The organism is Nocardia sp. NPDC046763 (assembly GCF_040645495.1).
GTDB lineage: Bacteria > Actinomycetota > Actinomycetes > Mycobacteriales > Mycobacteriaceae > Nocardia.
Genome location: NZ_JBEYYI010000015.1, coordinates 185,555 through 207,338 on the forward strand (window position 1 = coordinate 185,555; position 21,784 = coordinate 207,338).

General features: G+C 66.6%; 19 protein-coding genes and 3 pseudogenes. 11 read left to right on the forward strand and 11 right to left on the reverse strand.

Annotated elements, in window-relative coordinates; translation table 11 throughout:
* Window positions 1–118: 118 nt before the first annotated feature.
* From ABZ909_RS24620 to ABZ909_RS24635, 4 genes are read left to right on the forward strand one after another with little or no spacing between them, the layout of a single operon-like run.
* The gene (locus tag ABZ909_RS24620; RefSeq protein ID WP_357003455.1) at window positions 119–1,555 is read left to right on the forward strand and encodes an NCS2 family permease; all 1,437 of its coding nucleotides are present in this window, start codon (window positions 119–121) and stop codon (window positions 1,553–1,555) included.
* Between the two features lie 2 nt (window positions 1,556–1,557).
* Window positions 1,558–2,697 (forward strand): XdhC/CoxI family protein, encoded by a 1,140-nt coding sequence (locus tag ABZ909_RS24625; RefSeq protein WP_357003457.1) that lies wholly within the window; start codon window positions 1,558–1,560, stop codon window positions 2,695–2,697.
* A gap of 35 nt (window positions 2,698–2,732) precedes the next feature.
* Window positions 2,733–3,116 (forward strand): gamma-glutamylcyclotransferase, encoded by a 384-nt coding sequence (locus ABZ909_RS24630; RefSeq protein WP_357003459.1) that lies wholly within the window; start codon window positions 2,733–2,735, stop codon window positions 3,114–3,116.
* Window positions 3,113–3,910 (forward strand): TIM barrel protein, encoded by a 798-nt coding sequence (locus ABZ909_RS24635; protein ID WP_357003461.1) that lies wholly within the window; start codon window positions 3,113–3,115, stop codon window positions 3,908–3,910. Before ABZ909_RS24630 ends, ABZ909_RS24635 begins: the two co-directional genes overlap by 4 nt.
* Before the next feature lie 178 nt (window positions 3,911–4,088).
* Here ABZ909_RS24635 and ABZ909_RS24640 read toward each other — a convergent pair whose 3' ends face one another.
* The 5 genes from ABZ909_RS24640 to ABZ909_RS24660 form a co-directional block, all read right to left on the reverse strand.
* A complete protein-coding gene (locus ABZ909_RS24640) occupies window positions 4,089–4,379 on the reverse strand; it encodes a hypothetical protein (protein WP_357003463.1) in 291 nt (96 codons plus the stop codon).
* A 278-nt stretch (window positions 4,380–4,657) separates the two neighbouring features.
* Complete coding sequence (locus tag ABZ909_RS24645; protein ID WP_357003465.1) at window positions 4,658–6,301, reverse strand: glycosyltransferase family 39 protein; 1,644 nt, start codon at window positions 6,299–6,301, stop codon at window positions 4,658–4,660.
* Window positions 6,298–7,893, reverse strand: coding sequence for a glycosyltransferase (locus ABZ909_RS24650; RefSeq protein ID WP_357003467.1), 1,596 nt, complete (start codon window positions 7,891–7,893; stop codon window positions 6,298–6,300). The genes ABZ909_RS24645 and ABZ909_RS24650 overlap by 4 nt, the downstream gene beginning before the upstream one ends.
* A 263-nt stretch (window positions 7,894–8,156) precedes the next feature.
* Complete coding sequence (locus tag ABZ909_RS24655; protein ID WP_357003469.1) at window positions 8,157–9,104, reverse strand: glycoside hydrolase family 6 protein; 948 nt, start codon at window positions 9,102–9,104, stop codon at window positions 8,157–8,159.
* Between the two features lie 80 nt (window positions 9,105–9,184).
* On the reverse strand, window positions 9,185–10,345 hold the full coding sequence (locus tag ABZ909_RS24660) for a lycopene cyclase family protein (RefSeq protein WP_357003471.1): 1,161 nt from the start codon (window positions 10,343–10,345) through the stop codon (window positions 9,185–9,187).
* 88 nt (window positions 10,346–10,433) lie between these two features.
* On the opposite strand from ABZ909_RS24660, the gene ABZ909_RS24665 reads away from it, so the two are divergent.
* Entirely contained in the window at window positions 10,434–11,402 is a 969-nt protein-coding gene (locus ABZ909_RS24665) for a hypothetical protein (RefSeq protein WP_357003473.1), read from the forward strand.
* A 66-nt stretch (window positions 11,403–11,468) separates the two neighbouring features.
* On the opposite strand, the gene ABZ909_RS24670 is transcribed toward ABZ909_RS24665, so the two are convergent.
* The 3 genes from ABZ909_RS24670 to ABZ909_RS24680 form a co-directional block, all read right to left on the reverse strand.
* Complete coding sequence (locus ABZ909_RS24670) at window positions 11,469–12,233, reverse strand: SDR family oxidoreductase (protein ID WP_357003475.1); 765 nt, start codon at window positions 12,231–12,233, stop codon at window positions 11,469–11,471.
* Between the two features lie 64 nt (window positions 12,234–12,297).
* Window positions 12,298–12,957 carry a site-specific integrase gene (locus tag ABZ909_RS24675; protein WP_357003477.1) on the reverse strand — a complete coding sequence of 220 codons (660 nt, stop codon included), beginning with the start codon at window positions 12,955–12,957 and terminating at the stop codon, window positions 12,298–12,300.
* A 104-nt stretch (window positions 12,958–13,061) separates the two neighbouring features.
* Window positions 13,062–13,445 (reverse strand): hypothetical protein, encoded by a 384-nt coding sequence (locus ABZ909_RS24680; protein ID WP_357003479.1) that lies wholly within the window; start codon window positions 13,443–13,445, stop codon window positions 13,062–13,064.
* 211 nt (window positions 13,446–13,656) lie between these two features.
* Between ABZ909_RS24680 and ABZ909_RS24685 the strand changes: the two genes are divergently transcribed.
* On the forward strand, window positions 13,657–14,202 hold the full coding sequence (locus ABZ909_RS24685) for a hypothetical protein (RefSeq protein ID WP_357003481.1): 546 nt from the start codon (window positions 13,657–13,659) through the stop codon (window positions 14,200–14,202).
* Here the strand turns inward: ABZ909_RS24685 and ABZ909_RS24690 are convergent.
* Window positions 14,108–15,184: pseudogene (locus ABZ909_RS24690) on the reverse strand (RNA polymerase sigma factor); the annotation flags it as partial. The gene ABZ909_RS24685 and the pseudogene ABZ909_RS24690 sit on opposite strands and share 95 nt — an antisense overlap.
* 785 nt (window positions 15,185–15,969) lie before the next feature.
* Between ABZ909_RS24690 and ABZ909_RS24695 the strand changes: the two are divergent.
* From ABZ909_RS24695 to ABZ909_RS24710, 4 genes and pseudogenes are all read left to right on the forward strand, one after another.
* Window positions 15,970–16,188, forward strand: coding sequence for a hypothetical protein (locus ABZ909_RS24695; RefSeq protein WP_357003483.1), 219 nt, complete (start codon window positions 15,970–15,972; stop codon window positions 16,186–16,188).
* Between the two features lie 27 nt (window positions 16,189–16,215).
* The gene (locus tag ABZ909_RS24700; protein ID WP_357003485.1) at window positions 16,216–16,545 is read left to right on the forward strand and encodes a hypothetical protein; all 330 of its coding nucleotides are present in this window, start codon (window positions 16,216–16,218) and stop codon (window positions 16,543–16,545) included.
* Window positions 16,546–17,207: 662 nt separating this feature from the next.
* Window positions 17,208–18,620 carry a wax ester/triacylglycerol synthase family O-acyltransferase gene (locus ABZ909_RS24705; protein ID WP_357003487.1) on the forward strand — a complete coding sequence of 471 codons (1,413 nt, stop codon included), beginning with the start codon at window positions 17,208–17,210 and terminating at the stop codon, window positions 18,618–18,620.
* 118 nt (window positions 18,621–18,738) lie between these two features.
* Window positions 18,739–19,295 (forward strand): annotated as a pseudogene (locus ABZ909_RS24710) (TetR/AcrR family transcriptional regulator).
* Window positions 19,296–19,601: 306 nt separating this feature from the next.
* Here the strand turns inward: ABZ909_RS24710 and ABZ909_RS24715 are convergent.
* Both ABZ909_RS24715 and ABZ909_RS24720 read right to left on the reverse strand, forming a co-directional pair.
* Window positions 19,602–20,372 (reverse strand): annotated as a pseudogene (locus ABZ909_RS24715) (integrase core domain-containing protein).
* A gap of 64 nt (window positions 20,373–20,436) precedes the next feature.
* The gene (locus ABZ909_RS24720) at window positions 20,437–20,772 is read right to left on the reverse strand and encodes a hypothetical protein (protein ID WP_357003489.1); all 336 of its coding nucleotides are present in this window, start codon (window positions 20,770–20,772) and stop codon (window positions 20,437–20,439) included.
* Window positions 20,773–21,216: 444 nt separating this feature from the next.
* Here ABZ909_RS24720 and ABZ909_RS24725 point away from each other — a divergent pair, with 444 nt between their 5' ends.
* Entirely contained in the window at window positions 21,217–21,480 is a 264-nt protein-coding gene (locus ABZ909_RS24725; protein WP_357003491.1) for a hypothetical protein, read from the forward strand.
* The last annotated feature ends 304 nt before the right edge of the window (window positions 21,481–21,784 follow it).

Sequence of the window (21,784 nt, forward strand, 5' to 3'; positions counted from 1 at the left end):
GCGCTTCTCGAAATGGTGGAGCGCGATAGGGACCCCACAACAAGCATCACCGAATCCGCGGCCCGGGACACCCCAGCACCCCGGGCCGCTGGTCGGCTACGCCCATAGGAGGGCAGCCATGACCCAGACTCAGTCACCGATCACCACCCCGGAAACGCGGGGTTCTGCGCTCGAAAAGTTCTTCAGGCTATCGGAGCGCAGGACCACCATATCGCGTGAAATCCGTGGCGGCATCACTACATTCGTCGCTATGGCGTATGTCATATTGCTGGTCCCGCTAATTCTCGGCGGCGTCACCGACGCGCACGGGGACAAACTCAGCATCGCTCAGCTGACCACCACGACCGCCTTCTCCGCCGGCCTGACCACCGTCCTCATGGGCGTGGTCGGCAATGTGCCCCTCGCATTGGCCGCCGGCCTCGGTCTGGTCCCCGTCGTCGCCTATCAGGCCGCACCCCATATGACCTGGCCGCAGGCCATGGGCCTGGTGGTGCTGATGGGCATCGTCATCGTCATCCTGGCCGCGACCGGCCTGCGGACGATGATCATCAATGCCATTCCGCTGGCCATGAAGAATGCCATCGGCGTCGGCATCGGCATGTTCATCGCCATGATCGGCCTGGTCTCCTCGGGCGTGGTGGGACATGGTGCGCCCGGCGGGCCACCGGTAACACTGGGAGTCGAAGGGCATCTGTCCGGTTGGCCCACGGTGATCTTCGCGGTCGGCCTGTTGCTGATGCTCGCCCTGTTCATCCGCAAGGTGCCGGGCGCGATCCTGATCAGCATCGCCATCTCGACCGTGCTGGCGATCATCGTCAACGCCATGGCGACCATCGACCCCAAGTCGTGGGGCACCGTCGTACCCGAGAAGCCGAAAGCGCTGTTCGCTTCCCCGGATTTCGGCTTGATCGGCCACATCGACCTGTTCGGCGGCTTCGCCACCGCGGGTGCGGTGACCGCCACGGTGGTGCTGTTCACCCTGGTGCTGACCGGCTTCTTCGATGCCATGGGAACGGTTTTCGGCGTCTGTGACGAGGCGGGCCTGGTGGACGAGAAGGGTCAGGTGCCCGGCATGGGCAAGATCCTCACCACCGACGGTGTCGCCCAGATCATCGGCGGCCTGTCCGGCGGTGCGGGATCCACGGTGTACGTCGAGTCGGCGACGGGTGTCGGTGAGGGCGCCCGTACCGGTCTGGCCAGCGTCATCTCCGGCGGATTGTTCTGTGCCGCAGTCTTCTTCACCCCGATCGCGGCCGTGGTGCCGATTCAGGCCGCCGCTCCCGCCCTGGTGCTGGTCGGCGCGCTCATGATGACGCAGGCCCGCAAGATCGACTGGAACGATCTCGAGGTCGCCGTGCCGGCCTTCATCACGATCGTGCTCATGCCGTTCACCTACTCGATCACGAACGGTGTCGGTGCGGGCTTGATCGCCTACGCGGTGATCAAGCTCGCTCGCGGTAAGTACCGCGAAATCCATTGGCTGGTGGCCGTGGTGAGCGTCGTCTTCGTCGCCTACTTCGGTATCAACGGCATCGAATTGGCCCTGGGAGGCTAGTCATGCGCGACATCGCGGCACAACTCTTGGAATGGCATGCGGCGGGCAAGGATTACGCCGTGGCCTCCATCATCGGGATCGGCGGCTCCGCGCCCCGCCCGATCGGCGCGGCCCTGGCCGTGGATGCCGACGGCACCGTCATCGGGAGCATCTCCGGCGGCTGTGTCGAGGGTGCGGTCTACGAGTTGTGCCGCGAGTCGCTGCGAACGGGAGAGCCGCTCCGGGAGACCTTCGGCTACAGCGATACCGACGCCTTCGCGGTCGGATTGACCTGTGGCGGAACGATTCAGGTGTTCGTCCAGTCGGTGACCGAGTCCAATCGCGATGCGGTGGAGAAGGTCCTGCGAGCTGAGGGGGAGGCCGTGGCCATGGTCCGCGACCTCGACAGCGGCGCCGTGATGGCGCTGGGCACCTGGTGGACCTCCGGAGCCGAATTCGACGAACGGGTGGTGGCCGAAGCCCAGGCCATGCTCGACGCCGGCACGACCGCGGTGCGCACCATCGGGTGCGGCGCTCAGTCCGATGGGCAGCCCGCTGCCGCCGAGGTCACGGTGTTCGTGGAATCCCATGTGCCGCCGCCGCGGATGATCGTCTTCGGGGCGATCGACTTCGCGGCCGCGGTCGCCGGCATCGGCAAGTTCCTCGGCTACCACGTCACCGTCTGCGACGCGCGGGAGGTCTTCGCCACCCGCGCCCGCTTCCCCGACGCGGACGAGGTGGTCGTGGAATGGCCGAACAAGTATTTGGCGCGGACGCGGGTGGATGCCCGGACCGTGCTGTGTGTACTCACTCACGACGCCAAATTCGACGTGCCGCTACTCGAGGTGGCGCTTCGCCTGCCGGTGGCGTTCGTGGGTGCGATGGGATCCCGGCGGACGCACGAGGACCGTCTCCAGCGGCTTCGTGCGGTCGGGATGACGAATGCCGAACTGGCGCGGCTGAAGTCGCCCATCGGACTCGATCTCGGCGGGCGCACTCCGGAGGAGACAGCCGTCTCCATCGCCGCCGAGATCGTGGCGGTCCGCCGTGGGGGCACCGGAATGCCTCTGGGCACCTACGGCGGACCGATCCATCGCGACGCGATCGCGGTGCCGGAGGTGACCGTCCCGGACTCGCCGGACGCTCTGCGGCTCTCCGCCTGAAACTTCTATCGACCGAAAGGGACGGACCCACGGCCATGCCTTTGATCTTCCTGAATGGGGGTGCCATGCGCGGCGGACCCCTGAACCACCTGCTCGAGGGCGCGCCCTGCGCCGGGGAGGTCAGGACCGCGCCGCACTACCGGTTCTACTCGGTCGGCGACCGCTTCCCCGGCCTGCATCCGGTGGCCTACGGCGGCGCGCCTATCGCGGGCGAGCTGTTCGAGGTGCCGATGGAGGTGCTGCGCACCCGCCTGCTTCCGGCCGAGCCGCCGGAGCTGGAACTGGGTGTGGTTGCCTTGGACGACAACCGCTCGGTGCTGTCCATGCTGTTGCGCCGCCCGATCATTTCCTACCCGCAGCTCATCGACATCACCGATTTCGGAAGCTGGCACACCTATAGGGAGGAAACGACCCGATGAAGTACACCGCCGACGGGGCGCTGCGGAAATTCGACGTGCACTGCTCGATCCTGTTCACCGATCTGCCGCTGCTGGAGCGTCCGGCGGCGGCGAAGGCAGCCGGGTTCGACGCGGTCGAGTTCTGGTGGCCCTTCGGCGAGAACCCGGCGCCCGGGGACAAGGAGGTCGACGCGTTCGTCTCCGCGGTGTCCGACGCCGGGGTGCAGCTGGTCGGATTGAACTTCATCGACCTGGTGCCCGCCGGGCGGGGACTGGTGTCCGTGCCCGGGCGGGAGGCCGAATTCCGGGACAATATCGACGTCACCGTGGGGATCGCCGAGCGGCTGGGATGCCGGTCGTTGAATGCCCTGTACGGGAACCGGATTCCCGGTGTGGACCCGGCGGCGCAGGACGAGCTGGCTTTGGAGAACCTGCGGCTGGCCGCCCGTGCCGCCGCGGGCATCGATGCACAGGTGGTGCTGGAGGCTTTGAATTCCCTTGAGTCGCCGGACTATCCGATCGTCTCGGCGGCGCGCGCCGTGCAGGTTATCGATGCGGCGGACGAACCCAATCTCCGGCTCCTCTGCGATCTCTACCATCTCGCGCGTATGGGTGCGGATCTGTTCGGCGTGATCGCCGAGTACGCGCCCCGGATCGGGCACGTGCAGATCGCGGATGCGCCCGCGCGCAGCCGGCCCGGCACCGGAACCCTCGATTTCGAGGCTCTCTTCGCCGCCCTCGATGCCGCCGGATACGACGGCTGGATCGGGCTGGAATACCAGGACCCCGACCGTGATTGGAGCTGGATCGAGTGAGCGTCGTGCCGAGCGGGCCGGGATCGTGGACATCGCAGGGACACTGTGCGTCGGCGCTTCCGCCCGGCTGGGTGGTGGAGCGGTTCACCGTGCAGCTGCCGGTGAGTCGGACGCGGCCGGGGTCCCACTTCACGGTCCGGGAGCCGCTGACCGATGAGGGGCCGGCGGCTCCCGCGCTTCACTGCGTCAATGCCCGGTCGATGACCACGGCGTAGATTGCTGTCTCCCAGGGCTCCGGCTCGGCACCCATGAGGATCTCGTCCAGGAGTGGCGCTCGCGCCAGGCTTCCCGCGCCGTAGTGGCCGGAGGCGCGCGCACTGGCGATGACCGCGTAGACGACCGTGGCGTACACCTCGGCCCGCTCCGTGAGCACGACACCGTTCTTCGCCTCGAAACGCCGCAACCGATCCTCGACCGCGTCGATCACATCCCGCAGCGCTCGAATCTCGATGTCACTCTGGTCGTCCACGTCCCACCCCTTTCGGTCCGCGGTGCATCCTGTCGAATAGAGATGTCCTGGCCTGCAACTTGAGCGGGCAGATCGTGATCGGGCACTCGGCGTGCGCCTGCTGCGCGCCGAGCGCATCGGAACCGGTCATCCTCGGCAGCGCACGGTGACTGGATAGCGGAAGGTCGAACATCGTTGGAACCTCCCCATGTTCGGGATTGCGACCCCACCAGCAGACCATCAGCGACCGCTCCGGACCGGCAATTCGGGAGAATTCGGGTAGATCAAGTCCGAACCCACTACTTCCGTACCTCGAGAATCGTCACTTTGTCATTGTTCTGGCCGAACGTTGTCATGACATCGGCATTGTGGAGGGCCTTGAAGACCCAGGGCATCGTGGATTCGGATTCGGAGATGAGGGTGGTCTGGGAGAGGGCCAAATAGTCGATGCGAGTCCAGTTCCCGAGCCATTTCGTGACGGCCGGGTCGGAGTCGACCTTGTAGACCCAGACGTTGCCGTTCCCGGAGAAGCCGGCGTTGTGGAGGTCGAGCCAGAGTTCGCCCTCGGAGACGAGGACGGCGTTGTGGGGGATGTGGGTGGCGAGCCAGGTGACGACCTGGCGTTCGGGGCGGTCGGCGTCGGCGGTCCACTGGTAGCGGAGGGTATTGGTCCAGTGGTCGGTGAGGCCGGGGAGAACGGACAGGACCGAGGCGACGACCAGGACGGTGCCGAGCAGGGCGGTGGTGGAGCGCCGGGTGGCGAGATCGGTTCGGCGCGGACGTGATTCGAGGATTGCGCCGAGCGCGTCGGGGGTGAAGATGTCGCGGGGCCAGAGGGTGTCACCGAGACCCGCGAGGGCCAGGGCCATGAGGGGGAGCAGGGTGTCGATGTACATCGAGGGGAGGTAGCCGGTGCGCAGCAGGGTGGCCAGCTGGAGCAGCACGGCGAGCATGAGGGCTCGATAGCGGGTCACCGTGAGCAGGGCGACGGCGGCGAGGCTGCCGCCGATCGGGAGCAGGGTGTCGAGATTGAGCCAGCTGTCGACGAGGTTACGGGCATCGCTGTGGGGATCGAAGACACTGCCGCTGCCCTTGCGGGCGTGCAGCTGCCACTCGATGGCCTGGATCAGGGAGACGTGGCCGGGGCCGGGGATCAGCTCGTTCTTGAGGATCGCGTACAGCGGGTAGAGGGCCGCCGTCATGGTGAGGACAACCGCGAAGGACACCCACGCGTAGCGCCGATTGGCGGCCGGGCGGTAGTTCTGCCATAGGGCGTAGAGCAGGGCGGGAGCCACCACCGCGAGGGTCTCCTTGGTTTCCACCGTGACGGCGAAGCAGACGGCGGAACCCACTGCGGCACTCCACTTCCGGCGCGGGGACAGGGCCAGCAGGAAGGCGGCCAGCAGCCAGGGCAGCGCGATGTTGTCGAGCAGGACCAGGCGGCCGTAGTACATGGCCAGCGGGCTGAAGACGAACAGCAGCACCGCCGCGGCCGACCAGGCGCGGCGCATGCCCAGGCGGCGGGCCAGCAGGAAGATCAGCACGCAGGTCGCGACGCGCAGCACCACCATGAATTCGCGTCCGGCCACGGTGGTGTCGCCGGACCAGCGCTGCAGGCCGCGGGTCAGCTCGAACCAGATCGACATCTGCAGCCAGCCCAGCGGCGGATGGTCGTACCAGTAGGTGTAATTGGCGAGGGCGTGCAGGTTGGGGACGGCCCACGCCTCGGCCACGTAGACGCCCTCGTCCTTGAAGCGGAGGGGGTATCCGACGAGGTTGATCGAGGTGACCACCGCGCACCGTGCCGCCAGGGCGGTGATGAGGGCCAGGGTGAGCCTCCGGCGCTCGGTCAGCGTCGAAATATGCTGGCCCAGAGCGGAAATGCGCCGGCGCGCGGTGTATCCGGCGGCCTCCGGGTCGCGGGTGTCGACCGCGGTGCTCATGCGGCGTCCGAGGTCAGCGCCGGCTCACCGGCGGGGCTCTGGAAGTGGTCGCCGACGTGGGCGGTCTTGTCCCAGCCGAGCCGCCCGAGCGCGTACCACACCACCGATTGGATTGCGGCATAGGACAGGACGAGCTGGTACGGGTAGAAGGTGAGCGCGAACAACACGTAGACGTGCCAGGGGACCGGGCGCTGATATGTCTTGCCGAACTCGTGGAGGTGCAGCATCTGCAGGGCGACGGCCAGCGCGATCGGGATCGCCGGCACGCACATGGCGACCGCCAGCGGCGCGGGCGATTTGATCCAGAAGACGGTGGCCAGCGTCAGCGGCAGCACCGCGAAGGAGATGGTCTGGAACAGGCTCATGGACAGGATCTGCGCGGCGATCACCCGCTGCCCGAAGGTCGGCAGCGAACGCCAGTTGCCCGCGACGAAGCTCTGGAGGAAGCCGATGTTCCAGCGCCGGCGTTGCTTGATCAGCGTGGCCAGGTCGGGTGGTGTCTCCTCGCGGGTGGTGAGACCCGGGTCGTAGAAGGTGAGCGTGCGCGCGCCGTGCACAGCGGTCGCGCGGACGGCGAGCTCGCAGTCCTCGGTCAGCGACATGGGCCAGGCGCCGGTCTCGATGAGCAGGCCGGTGCGCAGGAACACCGTATTTCCGCCCAGCGGCATGAAGCCCCTGTCGGATTGGTAGCGCATCTGCGAGGAGAACCAGCGCTTGTACTCCAGCAGATTGTGCCAGGAATACCAGCGCAGCAGCCGCTGCCGGAAACGCTGGAGACGAGTGCCGGTGAACTGCGGATCCATCAGCTGGATGCCGCCCTGGATGATGGCGACACCGGGATGATCCTGGAAGGCTTGGTCGACCGCACGCAGAAGACCGGGCGCGGCAATGGATTCCGCATCGAGAACGGTGAAAACCGTGAATTCCGAGCGCAATCGCCAGAATGCGTGATTCAGCTGTTGCGGCTTGTTCGGCGGGCGATCGCCCAGCGGGTAGACGATGAGCCGGATCGGGCCGTCCGGGAGCGGGCCGGGCAGGTCCGCGGGCAACGGCTCAGCGGTGAGTTCGACGTCGAGGGTCCGGCGCATCTGCTCATACGATTCGCCCTGCGCCAGGCCGGTATTCACGATGCGACCGGTGATCGCCGCGACCTGGGCGGTCTCCGGGTCGTCGTCGTTGACCACCGCGATGACCCGGTGCCGGTCATGGTCGCGCTGCGTCCACACCGTAGTGAGCAGCGTGTGCGCGAGCACGTCCGTCTCGTGGCGGGCGGGAATCAGCACGGCGATGGACTCCGCCGCGGGCCCGCCCGGCGCGGCCAGCAGCAATTCCCGCTCCAGTCCGCCCTCGCGCTGCATGTACACCAGCGAGATCAGGAACCATGAGCTCATCACCAGCGCGAACGCCGAGAACGCGACGCTCAGCGCCACCAGGAAGGAGTGAAAACTCCCGGAGCACAGCAGGACGACCGCCAGGCTCACCGGTACCGCGCCCGCCGCGGTCAACAGCTGACCCCGGCCGATCTTCCGGCTGCGCTCCCCGTGCACGAGATGTGCTGCGCGCGTACGTGGTGGCGGCGCTTCAACAGACACGACGAATCCCTCACTGCGGCAATGCGAATCAATCAATGCCGAACGGCCACCCCCGACAGCAGCCCCCGAACTGCGAACCCGGGCTGCGGATCAGTGCCGTGGCGCCCGGGTCGTGAAACCGGCGACTCTGCCGGTGCTCCGGATCGTAGCAAAACCGTTGCGGGAGTGCGTGTCGGGCGAATCCGCGCTGTATCGGCCGTCGAATCGGTCACCCAGTATCGGTGCGGGTGCCCGGCTGTGCCGCTCGGTCGCCGGGTCGGGCCTCAGCGCGGAAGCTCGCGGCGTTTCACCAGGTCGTACGCGTAGGCGGGCCACCAGGTTCCGGCGCTGGGTTGCCCAGGAGCGCAGGATCCATCGGATTCGCCGGGCCGCTTGATCCACAGATCCGCGTCGGCCCGGGTCGAGCCGGTGACGATCGAGGGTGGCAGGCCGAGTCCCCGCTCCCAAGGATTGCACCAGCTACCAGGGCCTTCCGGCGGCGGCCCGGTGCCATTGCGGGAAGTATCCACGATGTAGTGCCCGAAGCCGAGCCGTGCGACGACCGCGTCTCCATACGCACGTTCGGTTTCCGTGCGATAGAAATTGGCGACATTCAAACTGAATCCCCGTGTGCGCCAGGCATGTACGGCCACGAGGCGGCGCGCGAGCTCCGCGGGCAGCCAGTGCGAGTTGCCGCCGTCGACGTAGACGGCGACGCGGGGATCGGCGGTGAGCCGGTCGACGGCGTAGACGAGCAGTCGCGTCCGTTCCGCCGCCTGCTCGGGGGTCAGGCACGAGGTGTGGGCCAGGGCGTCGGGTTCGAGCACCACCACCGTGTGCCGATGGCCGATGCCCGTCGCGAACCGGTCGATCCAGTGGCGGTACGCGCCGGCGTCGGCCGCTCCGGTGCCCGGTCCGGTCCCGCAGTCGCGATGCGGAATCGCATAGGCGACAAGAACTGTCAGCGCTGAACCGGCAGCGGAAACGTAATCGTCCACGGCGGCGGAGAGGCGGTCGGCGGGGATCGCGGAATCGAACCAGCGGGCCGTCGGCTCCACCGCGACGGCCCGCAACGGTTCCTGCCCGGGTTCGCGCGCCGCCGCCGCGGACTGAGCTCCGGGATCCACGTACAGGGCGTATCCGGCGAACGGATTCGGCTGGGCGGCAGGATGATCCGGCAGCGCGAAACAGGCGGCGAGCAGCAGCAGGCCGATCAGTGCCCTGGCTCGCATATCCACCTCAACCGGGAGTCGCGGAGAGACCGCCGTCGACAATGGAGGTGAACTCTACCGACAACCGTTGACCCGCTGCGCTACTCGGGATCTCCGGCGGACGCGAGCGCGGCTCGGGAGGCATCGGGTGGGCGGCGGATCGGCAGGGCCGCCGCGGTGGCGAGTGTGCGCCGTAGTCGCCAGGGGAGCGCTGCGAACAGCGACATCATGGCGGCGGCGGTGCCGCGCAGGTCGTCGCGGCCGGAGAGGTAGGCGCGCTGGGACTCGACGGGCAGTGCGAAGAAGGCCTCGAAGAACAGTGGCAGGTCGGCGGGCGGCAGCGCCAGCAGGGCCCGTAATCCGGCCTGGCGCAACAGGTGCACCGCCCGTGCCGTACCCGGCCACAGGGATTCCCCGGCTACGACGGCATCGGCCATCCGCAGCGAGGTCGCGACGCTGTACCCCGTCGCCGGATGCGTGAAAGCGCCCGCAGCGCCGAACGTGGAGGCGTTCGGCCGGCCGCCGTGCACCGGGAATCGGACCCGTTCGACCGGTTCGGTTCCGGTGAGAGCGATTCCCCGGCAACGCAATCGGTGCGTCAGCCGGTCGTGCAGCGTTCGCTGATCCAGCGCCGGGAGCCCGGCCAGGCACGTCTCCTCCAGCAGGACCCGCTCGTCGTCCAGTGGCACCGCGTACAGAAACGACCGGGGCGCATCGGTTTCCGCGCCGTTGTCCGCGCGCCAGTCCATGAAATACGTCTCCGGCTCCGGCAGCCGGGCCCGGTCCACGATCACCCCGAATGCCGTCTGCTCGGCCAGCCTGGGGGAGCGGGCGACCCCGCGCGCGTCGATGACCCGTCCGGCCGCCAGTACCGGACCCGACGCGAGCCGCACCGACGGCAGATCCAGTCCGTCGTGCCGGTAGCGAGCCGCGGGCGCGATCTCGGTCACGCGGTCCTGCCGGAGCCGCGCACCCGTGACGTCCAGCGAATCCTGTAGGCGTGCCGTATCGAAGACGAGGTAGCGGCGATCCAATTCGATACGGCGCTGCGCCCACGCGATCGGGCGGTCGACCATGGCCCCGACCGCCTCCGGGGCGACCCACTGCGGCAGCTCATCCGCCCAGGCCGCATAGGTGGCCGTCCATCGCCGCCAGGGGTGCGGATCGACGATCGTGACCGAGAGTCCGTGTGCCAGCGCGCGGTGGGCGAGGCCTCGCCCCGCCGGGCCCGCACCGCAGATGAGCAGATCGTCGGTCACCACGTGATTGGATCATGCCGGGTCGCCCGCCTACGCTTCGGGAATGATGCCGGGCCGGGGAGGGCTCGGGCAGGCCGCGAAAGGTGAGCAGATGACGTACCCCCCCGCCGGATTCGGCGGCGACCCCACCGTGCACGGGCAGCCGCCGCAGGATCCGGATCCGGCGTGGTGGGACCACCCCACTCAGCAGACCGGCGGCCAGCAGCAGACGCCGCAGACCGGCTGGTCGGGACAGCAGCAGGCCGACCCGGCGGGCTGGCAGCCGACGCAGACGAATTGGATTGGACAGCAAGGGTATCCGCAGCAGGCGGGGTATCCGCAGGATGCTGGTTACGCGCAGCAGCCGGGCTTCCAGCAGAACCCGGGCTTTCCGCAGCAGCCGGGCTTCCCGCCGCCGCAGCCGCCCAAGTCGAACACCGGCTTGATCATCGGCGTGGTGCTCGGCGCGATCGTCGTGCTCGCGGTCGCCGTCGGCGCGATCGTCCTGGTCTCCAAGAAGGACGACTCCTCGCAGGCCGACGCCACCACGACCACCACCACGTCGTTCGCCACCAGCGCCCCGGCTACCACCCGCAGTGCGCCCACCACCTCCAAGTCCGCGCCCGGCGGCAGCCGCTTCAGCTACACCGAATACGGCAAGGACTGGAACTTCAAACTGGGCGACGTCGCGCTGCAGGCCACCTACGTGTCCGGTCGCGACTACGACTCCTGCGCCCCGATCGAGGAGTCGGGCGCACTGACCGGCCTCGGGTGCACGCGCGCCTCGGAGATGGCGTGGAAGACCGAGAACGGCGCACTCATGCTGACTCAGCTGGTGCTCACCATGGCCGACGCCGACAAGGCCTCCAGCGCCGACGGCCAGTTCGACGACAAGGACGTGGTGCTCCCCGACGGCAGCTACATCAAGAACTTCGAAACCGGCAAATGGCAGGACGGCAACCAGGGCAAGTTCCTGGTCATCACCGTCGGTACCGCCACTCCGGCCGTCGACGAGGCGACGGTCGAGAAGTACGTCAAGTACCGCCACAACGACACCCTGGGTGCGCTGGCCTTCCGCTGAGCATTTCGCAACTCGCGCCCGGCGCCCACTCCTGGTGCCGGGCGCGAGTTTTCGATGCGTCCGGTGTCAGATGCCGCCGGTGGCCAGCAGGCCGCCATCCACCCGCACGGTCGTGCCCGTGATCCACGACGACTCGTCCGAGGCCAGGAATCCGATCAGCGCCGCCACATCCTCCGGCGACCCCAGCCGCTTCATCGGATAGACGCCCGCCGCGGCCTCCTCGTCGGCCGCGTACAGCGCGTCCGCGAACTTGGTCTTGATCACGCCCGGCGCCACCGCGTTCACCCGGATCTTCGGGCCCAGTTGCCACGACAGCTCCTCGGTGAGCCGGATGAGCGCGGCCTTGGACGCCCCGTACGCGGCGATCACGCCGGTGGACCGCAGCCCCGCGACGCTGGCCACATTCACCACCGCGCCCCCGTGCTCACCCATCCACGCCCGGTACGCCTCCTGCACATACCCCAGCGCCGCAACGACATTCACATCGAAGATCTTGCGCACGGCATCCAGATCGGCATCCATCAGCGCCCCGTACACCGGATTGATCCCGGTGTTGTTGATCAGCACATCCAGCGACCCGAACTGCGCCACCGCGGTGGCGACCTGCTCGGCCCGAGCCGCCGCATCGCCCGAATTACCGGCGACCGCGACCACCTGCCCCGCATACCCCAGCCCGCGCAGCCGCTCCGCCGCCTCCTCCAGCGGCTCCGGCTTCCGAGCCGAAATCACCACATTGGCACCCCGCCGCATCAGCTCCGCCGCCACCGCGAACCCGATACCCCGGCTGGCTCCGGTGACCAGCGCGCTCTTACCCGACAAGTCATCACTCATGTGACGGCACGCTACTTCAGTCACATGGTCGGGTCTAATCTGCCCCAGATTGGGGTTCATGCCGTCACACGGTACCGGTCGTGATTCCGGGCCGCACAGGGGTTTCCGGACCGATCGCTGCAGGGGTGCTCGAAGCAAGGGGGTGTGGTTCACCGGTGAGGAGCGACAGTGCCCGTGCCACCTCGGGCAGTGAGGCGCGGACATAGGTGTAGGTCGCCCCTGCGGCCCCGCCCGGCTCGCTGTGGCCGGCATAGGCCCGCGCGACGGCATATCCGCATTCCCGTTCGACGAAGGTCAGGGTCGTGTGACGGATCCAGTGCGCACTGACTTGCAGGGCGGCAGCCCAGGGCAGCTGTTCGCGAATCCGCTTCGTCAGATAGTCGTAGCGGCGGCGCCCCACCGGCCTTCCGCTGCGGTATCGCAGCACCCGCCGTGTGGCCTGTTCGCCACCGCGGAGAGCGACGTGCTCGACAAGTCGCACCATCAGCGTCGGAGACACCGGCTGCCAACGCTCGGTCTCACCCTTCTCGCGGAGTTTGACCAGACAGTCCTCGACATTGAGATCCGCGACTGTGAGGGCCAGCAGACCCCCACGGCGGCACGCGGTCTCGATATGCAGGCGCACGATCAACGCGTCGAGCTCGCAGTCGTCGCCGGTCGTGGAGGCGACCCGACCGATGTCGACGACTTGGTCGAGATCCAGGGCATGGCGGGTACTCGGCAACCGGCGCGGCTTCTTGACCTGCAGGGCGGGGTTGTCGTGGGGGTGAAGGATCCGATCCGCTTCGGCGTGGCTCGGGGTGGGTGGCCCGCAACTCGCGCCCGCAGTCAGCAGCGGTCGCGGGTTTCGACATCACCTTCAGCGAGCGGTCGCATCCGCAAGCCGGATTCGGCCAGCTGGTCGGCGGGCAGGAAGTAGAGGGGAGTCCAGGGGTCGCGATATTCCACCGAATCGGCGTGACGCATGCCTTCGACGGGCTGGGACTCGGTGTTGGCCTTGGTATCCCAATCGACGTGGTCGGGTGCACCGAGTTCGCCGGTGAGGGTGTCGACGAGTTGACCGTTCTCCTCGACATCGACGTACACCAGCCACTGGTGAGCGGCTGTGGCGATCAGGTCTTCGGTGACCGCAGCGGCATCGGCGGTCTCGAGCATGTCCGCCGGAAGGTAGTGCGGTTCGGGCGAACTGGCGTCGGGCTCGACGGTGAGCACTCCGAAGCCGAGGGCCGCATAGGTCAGGGCTGCTTCCAGGCGGGCGCGGGTTTCGCGTCGGTCCGCGGAGATCTGGTTGGCACCCCGTGTCGAGCGATGACCGCAACAGCCGGAACGTCGTTGTTCGGCTGTCTCGCTAAGTGAGGTTGCGTCGACGAACCAGGTGACCTTCTAAATCCTCGGCGCGATAGCCGAATTCGAGCACGCCCTGATGTCCGAACGCACCCGCGACGGCCTGGCCGCGGCCCGCGCCCGCGGACGCACCGGCGGCCAGAAACCCACACTCGGACCTCGCCAGGTGCAACTGGCCCAGCAGATGGACGAAGAACTCGACAACCGAGGCAAACGCCGCTACACCGTGGACCAGATCGCCGCCGAGTTCGGCGTCACCCGCCCCACGATCTACCGACACCTCAACAAGACGACCCCGCAGCCTCCGTGCCCGCGTCTCGATTTCTGGCGGGTTGCCGGTGGAGCTCATCTCGCGATGCTGCCCCCTCACACCCGCGGTCGAGCCATTTCGGTCATTTGCTCAACTCCGGGGAGTTACGGTTTCCCGACCGTCGCCGGCAGCTCGAACGGCTGCCCCGACCGGCTGGGCGGCCCGACTGCCCGCTGGGCCGAAACCCAAAAGCCGGCTGGGAACCGCACAGGCAGACCGGTCAGTCGAGGTAGCCCTGCAGGGCCTGTGAGCGTGACGGATGGCGCAGCTTCGACATGGTCTTCGATTCGATCTGGCGGATTCGTTCACGCGTGACGCCGTAGACCTTCCCGATGTCGTCGAGGGTCCGGGGCTGCCCGTCATCCAAGCCGTAGCGCAGCCGCACCACGCCTGCTTCCCGCGGGTTGAGCGTGTCGAGCACCGACTGCAATTGGCGCTGCAGCAGGATGAACGACACGGCGTCGATCGCGACGACAGCCTCGGAGTCCTCGATGAAGTCGCCGAACTGGCTGTTACCCTCGTCGCCGATCGTCTGATCCAGTGAGATCGGTTCACGCGCGTACTGCCGGATCTCCAGGACCTTCGCGGGTGTGATGTCCAGTTCCTGCGCGAGCTCTTCGGGCGTGGCCTCGCGGCCCAATTGCTGCAGCAGCTCACGCTGGACGCGTCCGAGCTTGTTGATGATCTCCACCATGTGCACCGGGATGCGAATGGTGCGGGACTGGTCGGCCATGGCGCGACTGATCGCCTGCCGAATCCACCAGGTGGCATAGGTCGAGAATTTGAATCCCTTGCGGTAATCGAACTTTTCGACTGCACGAACCAGGCCCAGATTGCCTTCCTGGATCAGGTCCAGAAAGCCCATACCCCGCCCGGTGTACCGCTTGGCGATCGATACCACCAGCCGCAGATTCGCCTCCAGCAAGTGGTTCTTGGCCTTGACGCCGTCCTGTACGACCCAGGTCAGGTCGCGGCGACGCGCGGCGGTGATGCCGGACCCCGATTCGAGTTCCTCGTGTAGCTTCTGCGCCGCATACAGTCCGACCTCGATCCGGATCGCCAGATCCACCTCTTCTTCCGCGGACAGCAGGGGAACACGGCCGATCTGCTTCAGGTACGCGCGTGTCGAATCCCCACCGGCCGTGAGCGCGGCTTCCTCGCGCGCCCGTCGCAGTGCCGGGGACTCGCTGTCATCCCAATCCGAATCATCCCCGGCGCCACCTCGCTCCGCTGCGTCGACTGCGACCTCGAAGGTTGAATCCTCTTCCGGCGCATCGGTTCCGACGCTCACCGGGGCCATATCGACATCCGAGGGAGGCTGGTCGGTCGTTCTGTCGGCGGAGGTTGCCATATTCGCCCTTTCGCGGGATCAGGGCGGCACCGCGATGTGGGATCCGCAGGGAGGCCTTGGGCGCCCTCGGCAATCACCGAAGCCGCTGGCCAGTGTACCGGCACACCGTGGCGGCATCCGGACAACCCGCGCACTGTCGACTCGCATCGGATGCGTCTTCTCGCATCCGATGCTGAGCAATCCCGAGGACCGAAAATTTCGGCGCACTGCCGGCCGGGACCGATCGTGCCTCTGCGACTCAATGATGTTGCCGAGCCAACGGTTTTTGTAACCGGCGTGGCTGCTGCCGTGGACACATTCCCAGGAGAAGGCGATACGGCGAGCCGAACGCATCCGACCAGAAGGTACATATTTCAGCCGCCACTCTGGACGAGAGTGGCGCCAGCGCGGACTACCGACACACGGGCAAGGATCTGAGCGCCCGCTGCTGGAAACGCGTTCTCTCCTGAAGGAAACCCGCTCTCTCAGCCTCGAATTGGAGAACCAGGCCGCGGCCCTCGCCCGAGCTGGAGCAGCAGGCCGGCAGCCGCTCGTCTACGTGGTCGTGCTGAAGGACGTCGACGAACTCATGCCGTGCTCCACTATTCGGCCCCGATGCTGCGCGGACTGCCGAAGACATCGGGTCCGGGTACGCGTCGCGGGGCCCAGGAGTTCCTCATCGCTGAGCGACGGGGGTGGGCGACCGATGAAGGATTCACACCTTGTCGGCGCCCCCGAGGAGATTGGCTGGCATGAGCGCCCCCGGCCGTCGCACACCACCACCCCGATTGCCCGGCGAACTGATCGTGCGCCTGGTCGAAGCGCACAAGCGCGGCAACCTGCATCTGCCGATGTTCCACGCCGACGACGTCCTGCCGCTGCTGGACGGAGACGAGCGCGAGATCGCCGCGGCAGCAGTGCTGTTGGACGCCAACCGCGTCTTCTACCCGGAATCGCTCGACGGATCCTGACAACCACCAGCCGAAAGGGAGGCCGCAATGCCTGAACCGCTGGGCTGTGACATCGAGATCGTCAAACGCTCCCGCCGCGACAGTGACCGGCTCGTCTGCTGGGCCGAGGTGACCGTGAACGGCATGCAGATGCCGGCCACCGGCGAGCCGCGCATCGTGCACACCCGGCAGGGAACGTGCATCGGGCTGGACCTGGCCGTACCGCAGGGCAGCACGCGGCACGTCGGTGGCGGCCGCTGGGGCGGGGGTACGAGACCCCGATCGGATCTGGACCTGGTGACGAGAGCTCCGCCCGCGTGTCCGCAATGCGGACCCTCGGGCTTCCGACGCTTTTCGAGCTCGGTCATGATCAGATGACGTGCTGGCTCACCGTGGACGGCTCGGTCGAGGAGTTGGGCGAACAGCTTGCTGTAGAGCGCGATCTCGCGCGGCTGGTCGACCGTCAGCTCAGCGCTCACGGTCTCAGACAGCACCAGCCGGTTGTCCTACATCACGGAGCCGTTGATAGCCGGACCGTCGAGAGCGAACCGCTCCGGCACGATCCCAAGGACGAGGCGCGGCAGGGACATCGCGCCGAGTAGGTGTTGCGATCGTCATACCATGACCGAGCTGCAGGCCACTGGGAGCCATTCGCGTTCGAGTGCCGTCAGGCTGGCCGCAGTGCGTTTCCAGGGAGCCCCTCGTTCCGACTACTCGCCGGTAGCCCAACGATGGCGACACTCCGCGGACGACCTTGCGAATCAGAGTTCTTGGACGTGCGATCAGTGTTTAGTGTTCGCGCACAATTAACGAGACGTAACGGTCGACCAAGGCCATGACGTGCCAACTGACACTACACTCGCATTCGCCCCTCCAGATCGAGGGCTTCACCGTTCGAGGCTGTCAGCGCCAACACGGTGTCGCGCTCCGTGCCGCGATGCACGGAATCACCAGACGTCCGGGATCGACGCGCTGAGCTGTTGGCATGCCCCTACCTGCCGGCGGCCGCGTCGGGCACCGACACGACCCGGGAGGAATCCGTGGGCCAGCAGCACACCCCTACCGCCATCTCGACCGCACGCGCCATTGGCCGTGTGAGACAGCTTGATTCGCTCGATCTGCACCTGCTCGATACCGAAACGCCCACTACGCCACTGCATATCGGCGCGATTATGCTGCTCGACTCCGCGTCAGCGCCGAATGGACCGCTCGATTCCGAAGCACTGCGACGGCTTTTCACACAGCGGCTGCCCCTCGTCGCGCCGCTCCGCCGCCGGGTGCGCACAGTCCCGCTCGGACTGGACCTGCCCTACTGGGAGGACTGTGCAGAGATCGACCTGAAATACCACGTCCGGGATATCCGGCTGCCGGACGGCACCGATGATCGAGAGCTCGCCGACTACGTCGCGCGCCGCCATGGTCAGCCGCTCGATAAGTCGCGTCCGCTGTGGGAATGCCACCTCGTGTCCGGACTCTCGGGCGGGCGGCAGGCCGTCTATATGAAGGTGCACCACGCGGTGATCGACGGCGTATCCGCCGCCGAGATCATGGCCGCAATACTGGATATCTGCGAAACACCGGCCGCCACACTGCCGTCGGCTCGGGAGGTACGTCGCGGCCGGACACCGTCGACGGTCGAGATGCTCGCGCGCAGCCTCCCGAACGCGCTCACTCGACCAGCAACCCGATTCCGTGCCGCCCTGCGCGCCGTGCCGACACTGCTGCGCTCGGCCGATGACCTACGCACCAAGCACCCCGACGTACCGTTCAACGGCCCGCTCACCAGCGCCCGTAGCGTCGCCTACACATCGCTGCCCCTCGATGCGGTGAAAACTATCAAGAACAGCGTTGATGGGACGGTCAACGATGTCGTGATGGCCTTGTGCACCACCGCGTTGCGGAGCTGGATGCGCGACCGGGGCTTGGCCACGGACCGACCGCTGCTGGCCGCCATTCCCGTATCGGTGCGCACGCCCGAGCAGTTCGGTACTGCGGGAAACCAGTTTTCACTCATGCTCACCACGTTGCCGATCTCCGAGACCGACCCTCGTCATCGAGTGAAACTCTTGCGGGACAATCTGGCTGTCGCCAAACAGCGTTTCCGCGCCCAGTCATCGAACCTGCTGCATGACGTCACCACACTGGCGACACCACTGCTGCACGGCATGCCCACCCGAGTTGTGATGCGGGCGGCTGCGTCCACTCTTCCTCTGGTCAACCTGCTCGTCTCGAACGTGCCTGGGCCACAGATACCGTTGTACCTCGCGGGAATTCGCGTGCTCTCAAGCCACCCCGTCTCAGTGCTCACCGAGCTGTCAGGCTGTGTGAACATCACTGTGATGTCCTACGACGGACACCTCGACTTCGGAATTCTCGCCTGCCCCAACACCGTTCCCGACGTCTGGGAAATCGCTCGCAATCTCGAGGACGCACTGGCCGAACTCCAGGCCTGACAGACCAAACAGGGCAGGACATGACCGCCGAACCTATCGATTACGAACCGACGACACTGTCCCGGCAGTCCGGCACATTCGACGTGATGCCAGGCGTGCGTAGCGGCGACGGCGCGCCGTGACAGCAGCGACCAAGGTCTACGTCGCACGCGGCTTTCACGCGGCCACGATGGATGAGATCGCGCTTGTGCGGGCTGGAGCAAACCGATTCTGTACAAGGAATTTTCGGGAAAGCTGGAGCATTAACTGGCGGTGTTGCAGCACCATATCGACGCATTGACCGACGGGGTGCAGCGGGCCCTGCGCTCGACCACCGCGAATCGGGACCGGGTCCGCGCCGCGATCCAGGCCTACTTCGACTTCGTCGACCATGAGACGCAAGGTTTTCGGCTGGTCTTCGATTCCAACGTACCGAGCGAGCCCTCGGTGCGCTGGCGAGTCGGACGCGCAACAGACGATTGCGTGAGAGCCGTCTCCACTGCCGTCGCGCGTGATTCCGGATTGAGCCCGTACCGATCCCGCATGCTCGCCGCCGGGCTGGTCGGCGCCAGCCAATTCGCCGCGCAGTACTGGCTCGACACCGGCCGTGCTGTCCCGAAGGCCGACGCCATCGCGGCGGTGATCACCCTGTGCTGGGGCGGATTGTCGTCCGTACCGCTGCAGTCGACCGAATGACTCCGCGCCCGCAAGGCGCTATGCCACGGGCACGACGATCTCGCCGTGCGAGCGCGCACTCGCGCGCCGCAGAGACCGAAAAGCCTCACCCCATAACCACTCTCGACACGACCAGATCTGAACCATCCGACACCCCGGCGCCGACGACACACGAACGTGCCGAGCAATCACAGACCGGCGCCGAACCTGCGACCGACAGCGGCGCCGATGACGGGGTGCCAGGTTGGCGGCGACAGCGTTGGTGCTCACTCGAATTGATATGTGGTGCCATCCGAGGTGACTGGGCCCCGATTACGGGTCCACCGATCATGTGAGTTTCAGTGGTTGGTTGAACTCGGTCGGTGACCATTGCTGGCGGAATGCGGTGGGGCTGAGGAAGTCCAGCGATCCGTGTGGCCGGTAATCGTTGTACTCGATGCGCCAGTCTTCGGCAAGGACTTGGGCCTCGGTCAGCGAACAGAAGACCTCGCAGGCGAGGAATTCGTCGCGGAAACGCCCGTTGAAGGACTCGCAGATCCCGTTCTGCCACGGTGATCCCGGGTCGATGAACGCCGGGTCGACGCCGGTGAACCGGCACCAGTCGGCCTTGGCGTGTGCGGTCATCTCGGTGCCGTTGTCCATGCGGATGCGCACGCGAGATCAGCCGCAGCCGCTGCCGCAACACCTTCTCGATTTCGTCGATTGCCGACGGTCGTCGTTGCACCGACCGCGACTGTCCGGCCACCCGGCAGGCACGGCGTTCGCAGACCCCGAACCGATCCCGCAGCGCCACAACAGCTCTGCGACGTCGGTCCGGGCTCAGAAGTTTCCCCGGGAAATCTCCTTGAGCATGTCGATGTCGAGGGCCTGCTCGGCGACCATCTTCTTCAGCCGGGCATTCTCTTTCTCCAGCTCCTCGAGGCGTTTGGCGTCGTCGGATTTCATGCCGCCGTACTGGTTCTGCCAGCGGTGCCAGGTCGCCTCGGCGATCTCCAGGTGCTTGCACACGTCCTCGACCGAGAAGTTCTGCCCGAGCAACTTCTCGCCCTCGCGCAGCTTGCGAATGATCTGCTCGGGCGTGTGCCGACGTCGTGCCATGGTGTGATCATCTCCTCCTGCACCCATTCTGGTGCATCGGAACTCTCACAACCGGCGGACCTGCTCACAGGGCTCCAGTCATCACCATGGTGGCCAACTTTCGACCGGCGACCGGCTGCACCGACCGAGGCACCTGGAACCACCAGTTATCCCAGTCGATGTCAGGAGGATGCCAGCCCGCGCGTAGTGCGAGCTGGTGCCCGGGATTGTGTAGCCCGGCGTTACGGTCCAGGTCGGCGTATGCGCCGAGTTCGGCGTGCAGCTTGTCTTCGGACTGAGCGAATTGGGCGAAGCCGGGCTGAGTGTCGGGTTCGTCGGTATCGATCAGAAGGATCGCCCCATCGGGGAGGATGGCAAACTGGTAGGCGAGTCCACTCGCGAATTCGTCCCAGCTGGTCACCGGAGCCCCTTGTCCAGCCATTCCAGCCGTCTCGTCCTCGATGACAAATAGCGTGTTGGCTTGAAGTCAGGCCCCGGCATCGAGTCTCCGATACATCGCGAGTTGTAATGTGCCGCAAAGACTACGAGCCTCCACTGACATTCCGCGCCTGGCCGACCTCGCAGGGGCATAGTGGTGAAGACTGGCGGAGCCAGAAACACTCGGAACTGTCGCATACCGCGCTGACCGAAACGGCCAGCACGGGGCGACGGAAGATCAACTGGCCGTGGCCATCTGAGGCCGGCTGAACGTCCTCTTCTGCCGATGATCGAGCACTCTGCGGGGCACGTACGCGCTGTCGCTTCCGAGAAGTTGTGCCCTCACAATTTGAAGCATGCTCGTTTCATCATGGCCGTGAAGGCGTATCGTCCGTCTGGCAAGTTGTCACGAGCAAAGGTAGTCGAAATGACCCGAACGCCGATGAAAATAGCTGCAGTAGTGATTATTTCAGCCGGAATCGGACTTTCCACCCTGGGTACGGCCGCGGCGGGTCCGTTGCCGGAAGTCGGTCCGATCGCGGACACCGGGAGTTTCCAAGGGGCCATGCAGCAGCAGGGGAGCTTCATCGGCACCGTGGCGTCGCTGCTGTGCGTATTGACTGGCGGTCACCCACATATGGGTATGGGCGGCCCGCTCGTCTGCTACGGCGGCCTATTGGGATCCCAATAGGCGATTCGCGGGCGAACCACTATGCCCCCAGTTTGATTCGGTCCCAGCGTCCTGCGGGGGACCGAACCCCACGGGTTCCCGCCACGTCGGCGAGCAGAGCGCAAGATCGACGAAGCAAATGTGGCCACACATCCGCACATGCCGCATGCCGCGCTGACCGAACCGGCCAGCGCGGGGCCGCCGGCGGCCGGAACCTGTTGCGGTGCACTACGTCCGCTACTGGCACCCCTCTATGTCAAGACGTGGGTGTGGGTGTGGGGTTAACCTGGTTTTCGGGTCCGGGATGTGGCTTGTCCGAAGGGTC

Coding starts and splice junctions, on each gene's coding strand:
- ABZ909_RS24620 (WP_357003455.1), top strand. CDS start 119: ATGACCCAGACTCAGTCACCGATCACCACCCCGGAAACGCGGGGTTCT.
- ABZ909_RS24625 (WP_357003457.1), top strand. CDS start 1,558: ATGCGCGACATCGCGGCACAACTCTTGGAATGGCATGCGGCGGGCAAG.
- ABZ909_RS24630 (WP_357003459.1), top strand. CDS start 2,733: ATGCCTTTGATCTTCCTGAATGGGGGTGCCATGCGCGGCGGACCCCTG.
- ABZ909_RS24635 (WP_357003461.1), top strand. CDS start 3,113: ATGAAGTACACCGCCGACGGGGCGCTGCGGAAATTCGACGTGCACTGC.
- ABZ909_RS24645 (WP_357003465.1), bottom strand. CDS start 6,301: ATGAGCACCGCGGTCGACACCCGCGACCCGGAGGCCGCCGGATACACC.
- ABZ909_RS24655 (WP_357003469.1), bottom strand. CDS start 9,104: ATGCGAGCCAGGGCACTGATCGGCCTGCTGCTGCTCGCCGCCTGTTTC.
- ABZ909_RS24665 (WP_357003473.1), top strand. CDS start 10,434: ATGACGTACCCCCCCGCCGGATTCGGCGGCGACCCCACCGTGCACGGG.
- ABZ909_RS24670 (WP_357003475.1), bottom strand. CDS start 12,233: ATGAGTGATGACTTGTCGGGTAAGAGCGCGCTGGTCACCGGAGCCAGC.
- ABZ909_RS24685 (WP_357003481.1), top strand. CDS start 13,657: ATGTCCGAACGCACCCGCGACGGCCTGGCCGCGGCCCGCGCCCGCGGA.
- ABZ909_RS24695 (WP_357003483.1), top strand. CDS start 15,970: ATGAGCGCCCCCGGCCGTCGCACACCACCACCCCGATTGCCCGGCGAA.
- ABZ909_RS24700 (WP_357003485.1), top strand. CDS start 16,216: ATGCCTGAACCGCTGGGCTGTGACATCGAGATCGTCAAACGCTCCCGC.
- ABZ909_RS24725 (WP_357003491.1), top strand. CDS start 21,217: ATGACCCGAACGCCGATGAAAATAGCTGCAGTAGTGATTATTTCAGCC.